Below are 7,968 nucleotides of genomic sequence, written 5' to 3'. Positions count from 1 at the left end.
GCTGCGCGGAGCCTTCCCCCACCCCGCCCCTTCCCGAAACCGGGGCTCCGCCCCAGACCCCGCGCCTCAAACGCCGGCGAGGCTGGATGGGTGCGGCTCAAGCGGCGGCGGGGCCGGGTGGGGGCGGCTCAGGCGTCGGCGGGGCCGGGTGGGGGCGGCTCAAGCGTCGGCGAGGCCGGGGGTTGCCCGGTCGCACCGGAAGGCACAGGCAGACCGCCAAAGCCAGGGGCGGCACCCGTCACGGATAGCGGCGCGGCGTCCACGTGATCCGCGAGCCGTCGGCCCGCTCGGTGATCCGGGTCTGGGAGGACCCGATCAGCAGGATCGTCCTCATGTCCACCTCGGACGGCTCCAGTTCCGCGAGCGTGACGATCCGTACCGACTGCTCCGGCCCGCCCACGTCGCGCGCGACGACCACCGGGGTCTCAGGCGCGCGCAGCTCCAGCAGCAGCTCGCGCGCCTGCGCCACCTGCCAGGTCCGGCTGCGCGAACCGGGGTTGTACAGCGCGAGCACCAAGTCCGCGGCAGCCGCCGCGCGCAGGCGCTCGGCGATCACCTCCCACGGCTTGAGCCGGTCCGACAGCGACACGGTCGCGTAGTCGTGGCCGAGCGGCGCACCGGCCGCGGCGGCCGCCGCGTTGGCCGCCGTCACCCCCGGCAGGACCCGCACCGGCACGTCCTTGTACCCGTCCTGCCCGGCGACCTCCAGCACCGCCGTGGCCATGGCGAAGACACCGGGGTCACCACCGGAGACCACCGCAACCCGCTTGCCCCTGCGAGCAAGATCCAGGGCGAACTCGGCGCGCTCCGATTCCACCTTGTTGTCCGAACCGTGCCTGACCTGGCCCGGCTTGACCGGCACCCGGTCCAGGTACGTCGTGTACCCGACCAGCACCTCGGCGTCGGCGAGCGCCCGCCGCGTCTGCGGGGTCAGCCACAACGGCCCGGCCGGACCAGTCCCCACCACCACGACCTCCCCGGGCCCGGACGGCACGCTGCCCGGGTTGCCGATCCGGCTGGGCACCACGGCGACGGCGAAGTACGGCACGCTCGAAGGGTCGGTCTCGGCCAGCGTGCCGGTCCGCTCGCCCTCCATGGTGGCGCGTTCGACGTAACGGGCCTCGGCGAGCCGGCCACTGCTCTCCATCGCGCCGCGCACGGCGGGGAAGGTCCGGCCGAGCTTCATCACGACGGCCGAGTCGGTGGCGGCGAGGCGGGCGGTGAGCTCCTCCTCGGACAGGGTGCCGGGGAGGATGGTCAGCACCTCCTCGCCCTCCACGAGCGGGGTCCCGAGCCGGGCGGCGGCGGCGCTCACCGACGTGACGCCGGGGATCACCTCGGTCTCGTACCGGTGCGCGAGCCGCTTGTGCATGTGCATGTACGAGCTGTAGAAGAGCGGGTCGCCCTCCGCGAGCACGGCGACGGTCCGGCCGGCGTCCAGGTGCACGGCCAGCCGGGCGGCGGCGGCCTCGTAGAACTCCTCCATCGCCCCCTGGTAGCCCCCGGGGTGGTCGGTGGTCTCGGTGGTGACCGGATAGACCAGCGGCTCCTCGATGTGCGTCTCGCGCAGGTGCTTGGCGGCGATCGACCGGGCGATCGACCGCCCGTGCCGGGCGCTGTGGTACGCGACGACATCGGCCTCGCCGATCACCTCGACGGCCCGCAGGGTCATCAGATTGGGATCGCCGGGCCCGAGCCCGACGCCGTAGAGACGTCCGGCGCTCATTCGGCCACGCTCGCAATGGCGTTGACGGCGGCAGCGGCGATGGCGCTGCCGCCCCGCCGGCCGCGCACGATCAGGTGGTCCAGCCCGGAGGGGTGCGCGGCGAGCGCGTCCTTGGACTCGGCGGCGCCGATGAACCCGACGGGCACGCCGATGACGGCGGCGGGACGCGGGGCGCCCTCCTCGATCATCTCCAGCAGCCGGAACAGCGCGGTCGGCGCATTGCCGACGGCGATCACGGAGCCATCCAACAGGCCCCGGTCGCGCCAGACTTCGAGCGCGGCGGCGCTGCGCGTGGTGCCCATCTTCGCGGCGAGTTCCGGCACGGCCGGATCGGACAGAGTGCAGATCACCTCGTTGTCGGCAGGCAGTCGCTTGCGCGTGACCCCGCTGGCGACCATCTGGACGTCGCACAGGATCGGCGCACCCGCCTCGAGCGCGGCACGGGCCCGCAGCACCACCTCGGGCGTGTAGCCCAGGTCCTGGGGCAGGTCGGTCATCCCGCAGGCGTGAATCATGCGCACCGCGACCTGGGCGACCGAGGCGGGCAGCCCGGAGAGATCCGCCTCGGCGCGGATCGTGGCAAAGGACTGGCGGTAGATCGCGGCGCCGTCCTTCTCGTACTCAAACACGGTGTACTCGCTCATTTCTTCACTGCGGCTTCGGACTCTGAGGGGTATGCGTTGCGCGCGGCCGTAAGACCGGCCGCCAGGTCTCTTGTTCGGCAGGGCACTTCCCGCCCGTGCACGGTCAGCCGGTATCCGTCCCCCGTGGCGAGGGCGTCCACCCACTGCGTCCCCCGCGGGTGCCCGCACCTGCGCTCGCAGCCGGACCAGTGCACGGGCAGCGACCCGCGCGCGTCCGCCACGACGGCACGCGCGTCGGCACGTACGTCGGCAAGGGACTTCGCACAACCCGGCCTCCCCGTACAGGCGGTGACGGACCGCCAGGCACTGTCGGGGTCGGTGACGAGCCCGGGGTCGACGTCCGGGGCGCCGGTGACGACGATGCTGCGCCAGGGGGTGATCCGCAACTCCCCCGGCATCGTCCGCCATTGGGCGGTGGTGAGCCGGCCGAGCGGGATCAGCACGCACAGCGCGTCCGCGTGCACGCCGGGAGCGGGCGGCGGTGCGTACGGCCTGGGCGCGTCCGGAACGTACCCGGCGGGAATACCGGAGGCGGCGATCCACTCACCGAACTCTGCGGTGTCCAGGGCGTGTTCCGGCGGGAGCTCGGCGATGCGCCACGCTCGGGTGCCGGCATCGGCGACGGCGTCGAGGAAGCGGTGCGAGGCCATCAGGGCGGCCCTGGGCGCGTCCGCCTCGGCGACCTCGACGGCGTCGCGGGCCGCGCCGAGGCGCAGCAGCGTCCGACCGCCGGCATCGGGGCCGAGCAGGGTGATGTCCGGATCGAGCGCGGCCACGTCCCCACGCCCGTCGTCGACGGCGAACAGGAACCGCCCGGACAGGGCGGTGACGCGCGGGTCGGCGCAGAGCAGCGCGTCCAGCGCGCGGACGGGGCCGGCGTCGGCGAGCGGTGTGGCGACGATGTTGCGCACCCGCTCGTGGGCCGGGGCCGGCAGCAACCCGACCCCGTCGAGCAGCTCGGCGAGCCCGCCCCCGCACTCCTCGCCGAGGCCGCGCAGCTGCACGTTCCCCCGCGAGGTGAGCTCCAAATGCCCGTCCCCGAACCGGTCGGCGGCCAACGCCAGCGCGGCGGCCTGCGGCGCGTCGAGCAGCCCACCGGGTATCCGCACCCGCGCGAGGAACCCGTCGTCCGCGGCATGCAGCCGCAGCGCACCGGGGCAGGCGTCACCGCGGTCCCGTATGACGGGTTCATCCCGCGATGCGGCGGAAGGGGGCTGGGGCATGGCGGCGAGCATACCCACGATTCCCCTCCCCCGACCTGTGTCCGTCGCCACCCTCAGCAGCCGCAACCCGCCGCACCGTCACCTTCCCGCCCCCGGCCGCCACATCCAACCCTTGCCATCCAGCCACCCCACCCCACCCGGCCAATCCGGCCCCGCCGCGCCAAATCCAGCCCCACCGGCGTTTGAGACGCGGAGCCAAATCCAGCCCCACCGGCGTTTGAGACGCGGAGCCAAATCCAGCCCCACCGGCGTTTGAGACGCGGGGCCAAATCCAGCCCCGCCGGCGTTTGAGGCGCGGGGTCCGGGGCAGAGCCCCGGCAACGGACCCGCACCCGACCGAACCCCGCCACCGCAAGCGCAGCGCACCGGCAGAGCCCCGGCAACGGCGCCGCACCCGAACCTCACCCGAACCACCCCCAGGCCGCACCAGCCGCCGGCGCAGCGCCACCGCAGCACCGCCCACCCCCGCACACCCCCGCCTCGCCCGGCCAGGGCAAAGGCCCCCTAGGATGAGCCCGGCGGCGCCACACGGTCCGCCATCGCCGAGGACGGCGACATGGGAGGAAGCCCGGTGCGATTCCGGCGCGGTCCCGCCACTGTGAACCCGGCGGCCAATGGCCAAAGGGTGAGTCAGGAACTCCCGCTGTCCTCACTGCCCGGGGCGCGGAAACCCCGAGGAAGGCCTGCCGCCGCATGATCCTGCTGCTGTCGACGTCCGACACCGATCTGCTCAGCGCCCGCGCCGCGAACACGGCCAACACGGCGACCCCGGCCGACGGCTCCACACCCGGCCCCGTCCCGTACCGCTTCGCGAACCCCTCCCGCCTTCCCCTCGACGACCTCCCCGTACTCCTCGACGGAGTCGACCTGGTCGTCGTACGCCTCCTCGGCGGCCTCCGCGCCTGGCAGGACGGCCTCGACGTCCTCCTGGCCCCCGGCCAGACCCGCCCGGTCGTCGTCCTGACGGGCGAACAGGCACCCGACGCCCAGCTCATGGAGGCCTCCACGGTCCCCATCGGCATCGCGGCCGAGGCGCACGCCTACCTCGCGCACGGCGGCCCGGCCAACCTCGAGCAGCTGGCCCGCTTCCTCTCGGACACCGTCCTCCTCACCGGCCACGGCTTCGAGCCCCCGGCCGCCGCCCCCACCTGGGGCCCCTTGGAGCGCGACCCCCAAAGCACCGCCGGCACCACCGGCAACACCGGCACCACCGGCCCCACCATCGCGGTGCTCTACTACCGCGCCCACCAAATGTCCGGCAACACCGCCTTCGTGCACGCCCTCTGCGACGCCATCGAAGCCAAGGACGCGACGCCGCTCCCCCTCTACGTCTCCTCCCTCCGCACCCCGGAGCCGGAGCTCCTCCAGGCCCTGGCCTCCGCGGACGCGATCGTCACCACCGTCCTGGCCGCCGGCGGCACCCGCCCCGCCACCGCCTCGGCCGGCGGTGACGACGAGTCCTGGGACGCCGGCGCCCTCGCCGCCCTCGGCGTGCCGATCCTCCAGGCCCTGTGCCTGACCGGCTCCCGCTCCGCCTGGGAGGAGAACGACGAGGGCCTGTCCCCCCTCGACGCCGCCACCCAGGTCGCCGTGCCCGAGTTCGACGGCCGCCTGATCACGGTCCCGTTCTCCTTCAAGGAGCTCGACGAGGACGGCCTGCCCGCCTACGTGGCCGACCCCGAGCGCGCCGCCCGCGTCGCCGGAATCGCCGTGCGCCACGCCCGTCTGCGCCACATCGAGCGGCGCGACAAGCGCATCGCCCTGGTCCTCTCCGCGTACCCCACCAAGCACTCCCGCATCGGCAACGCGGTCGGTCTCGACACCCCGGCCAGCGCCGTCGAACTGCTCCGCACCCTCATCGCCGAGGGCTACGACTTCGGCCCCGTCCCCGAGATCCCCGGTCTGGTCTCCGGCGACGGCGACGAGCTCATCCGCGCGCTCATCGAGGCCGGCGGCCACGACCAGGACTGGCTGACCGAGGAGCAGCTGGCGCGCAACCCGGTCCGCATCCCGGCGGCCGACTACAAGCGCTGGTTCGCCCAGCTGCCCGCCGACCTCCGCGAGAGCGTCGAGGAGCACTGGGGCGAGGCCCCCGGCAACATGTTCGTCGACCGCTCCGCCAACCCCGAGGGCGACATCGTCCTGGCCGCCCTGCGCCGCGGCAACCTGCTGATCCTCATCCAGCCGCCGCGCGGCTTCGGCGAGAACCCGATCGCGATCTACCACGACCCGGACCTGCCGCCGTCCCACCACTACCTGGCGGCCTACCGCTGGATCCAGGCGAGCGCCTCCGACGGCGGCTTCGGCGCCGACGCCATGATCCACCTCGGCAAGCACGGCAACCTGGAATGGCTCCCGGGCAAGAACGCCGGGCTGTCCGCCTCCTGCGCCCCCGACGCCGCCCTCGGTGACCTGCCCCTCATCTACCCCTTCCTGGTCAACGACCCGGGCGAGGGCACGCAGGCCAAGCGCCGTGTCCACGCCACCCTCATCGACCACCTCGTCCCCCCGATGGCCCGCGCCGAGTCGTACGGCGACATCGCCCGCCTCGAACAGCACCTGGACGAGTACGCCCAGATCTCCGCGATGGACCCGGCCAAACTCCCGGCCATCCGCGCCCAGATCTGGACGCTGATCCAGGCGGCGAAGCTCGACCACGACCTGGGTCTGGCCGAACGCCCGGACGACGACGGCTTCGACGACTTCCTGCTGCACGTCGACGGCTGGCTGTGCGAGGTCAAGGACGCCCAGATCCGCGACGGCCTGCACGTCCTCGGCGGGGCCCCGACCGGTGAATCCCGCGTCAACCTGGTCCTCGCCATCCTCCGGGCCCGCCAGATCTGGGGCGGCACGACGGCCCTCCCGGGCCTGCGCGAAGCCCTCGGCCTCGACGAGTCCGCAGCCACCCGCACCTCGGCGGACGCCGTCGAGGAGCAGGCCCGCGCCCTGGTCCAGGCGATGGAAGACGCGAACTGGGACCCTTCCGCGGTGTCTTCGATCGCATCGGCGCACTCCCCTGACGTCACCGCGGTACTGGAGTTCGCCGCTCGGGAGGTCGTCCCCCGCCTGGCCGGCACCACGGACGAGATCGCCCACGTCCTCTCGGCGCTGGACGGCGAGTTCATCCCGGCGGGCCCCTCCGGCTCTCCGCTCCGCGGCCTGGTCAACGTCCTTCCGACGGGCCGCAACTTCTACTCCGTCGACCCCAAGGCAGTCCCGTCCCGCCTCGCCTGGGAAACGGGCCAGGCCCTGGCCGACTCCCTGCTCACCCGCTACCGCACGGACAACGGCGAGTGGCCCGCCTCCGTGGGCCTGTCCCTCTGGGGCACGAGCGCGATGCGCACTTCGGGCGACGACGTGGCCGAAGCCCTCTCACTGCTGGGCATCCGCCCGGTCTGGGACGAGGCCTCGCGCCGCGTGACGGGCCTGGAACCCATCCCCCTCGCGGAGCTGGGCCGCCCCCGCATCGACGTGACCCTGCGCATCTCGGGCTTCTTCCGCGACGCGTTCCCGCACGTCATCGCCCTCCTGGACGACGCGGTCCGGCTGGCGGCATCCCTGGACGAGCCGGCGGACCAGAACTTCGTCAGGGCCCACGCCCAAGCGGACCTGGCCGAGCACGGCGACGAACGCCGCGCCACGACCCGCATCTTCGGCTCCCGCCCCGGCACCTACGGCGCGGGCATCCTCCAGCTGATCGACAGCCGCGACTGGCGCACGGACGCGGACCTGGCCGAGGTCTACACGGTCTGGGGCGGCTACGCCTACGGTCGCGGCCTCGAAGGCCGCCCGGCCCGCGACGAGATGGAGACCGCCTACAAGCGCATCACGGTCGCCGCGAAGAACACCGACACCCGCGAACACGACATCGCCGACTCGGACGACTACTTCCAGTACCACGGCGGCATGGTGGCCACGGTCCGCGCCCTGCGCGGCACGGCCCCCGAGGCCTACATCGGCGACTCCACCCGCCCCGAAACGGTGAAGACCCGCACCCTGGTCGAGGAGACCAGCCGCGTGTTCCGGGCCCGCGTCGTCAACCCCAAGTGGATCGAGGCGATGCGCCGCCACGGCTACAAGGGCGCCTTCGAGCTCGCGGCGACGGTCGACTACCTCTTCGGTTATGACGCCACGACGGGCGTGGTCGCGGACTGGATGTACGACAAGCTCACGGAAACGTACGTCCTGGACCCCGAGAACCGCGCCTTCCTGGAGGAGGCCAACCCGTGGGCCCTCCACGGCATCGCGGAACGCCTCCTGGAGGCCGAGTCGCGCGGCATGTGGGAGAAGCCGGACCCGCAGATCCTCGAATCCCTCCGCCAGGTCTACCTGGACACGGAAGGCAACCTGGAAGGCGAAACGGAGTAATTGCCTG

4 protein-coding genes and 1 riboswitch are annotated in these 7,968 nt (G+C 73.3%); of the genes, 1 reads left to right on the top strand and 3 read right to left on the bottom strand.

The features are described 5' to 3' along the window. Positions 1-238: 238 nt before the first annotated feature. From ACFV9H_RS36745 to ACFV9H_RS36735, 3 genes are read right to left on the bottom strand one after another with little or no spacing between them, the layout of a single operon-like run. Positions 239-1,726: a precorrin-2 C(20)-methyltransferase gene (locus tag ACFV9H_RS36745; protein ID WP_385407330.1), complete on the bottom strand. Its 1,488-nt coding sequence runs from the start codon at positions 1,724-1,726 to the stop codon at positions 239-241. Then, complete coding sequence (locus tag ACFV9H_RS36740) at positions 1,723-2,370, bottom strand: precorrin-8X methylmutase (RefSeq protein ID WP_385407328.1); 648 nt, start codon at positions 2,368-2,370, stop codon at positions 1,723-1,725. Before ACFV9H_RS36740 ends, ACFV9H_RS36745 begins: the two co-directional genes overlap by 4 nt. Then, on the bottom strand, positions 2,367-3,605 hold the full coding sequence (locus ACFV9H_RS36735; protein ID WP_385407334.1) for a cobalamin biosynthesis protein CobG: 1,239 nt from the start codon (positions 3,603-3,605) through the stop codon (positions 2,367-2,369). The genes ACFV9H_RS36740 and ACFV9H_RS36735 overlap by 4 nt, the downstream gene beginning before the upstream one ends. A 516-nt stretch (positions 3,606-4,121) precedes the next feature. Next, a riboswitch (cobalamin riboswitch) is annotated at positions 4,122-4,240 on the top strand. A gap of 46 nt (positions 4,241-4,286) precedes the next feature. Here ACFV9H_RS36735 and cobN point away from each other — a divergent pair. Then, entirely contained in the window at positions 4,287-7,961 is a 3,675-nt protein-coding gene (gene cobN, locus ACFV9H_RS36730) for a cobaltochelatase subunit CobN (protein ID WP_385407326.1), read from the top strand. Positions 7,962-7,968 lie beyond the last annotated feature (7 nt).

Origin of the sequence: Streptomyces sp. NPDC059874, assembly GCF_042731135.1 — a bacterium.
GTDB lineage: Bacteria > Actinomycetota > Actinomycetes > Streptomycetales > Streptomycetaceae > Streptomyces.
This window is presented reverse-complemented; position numbering and strand designations above follow the sequence as displayed.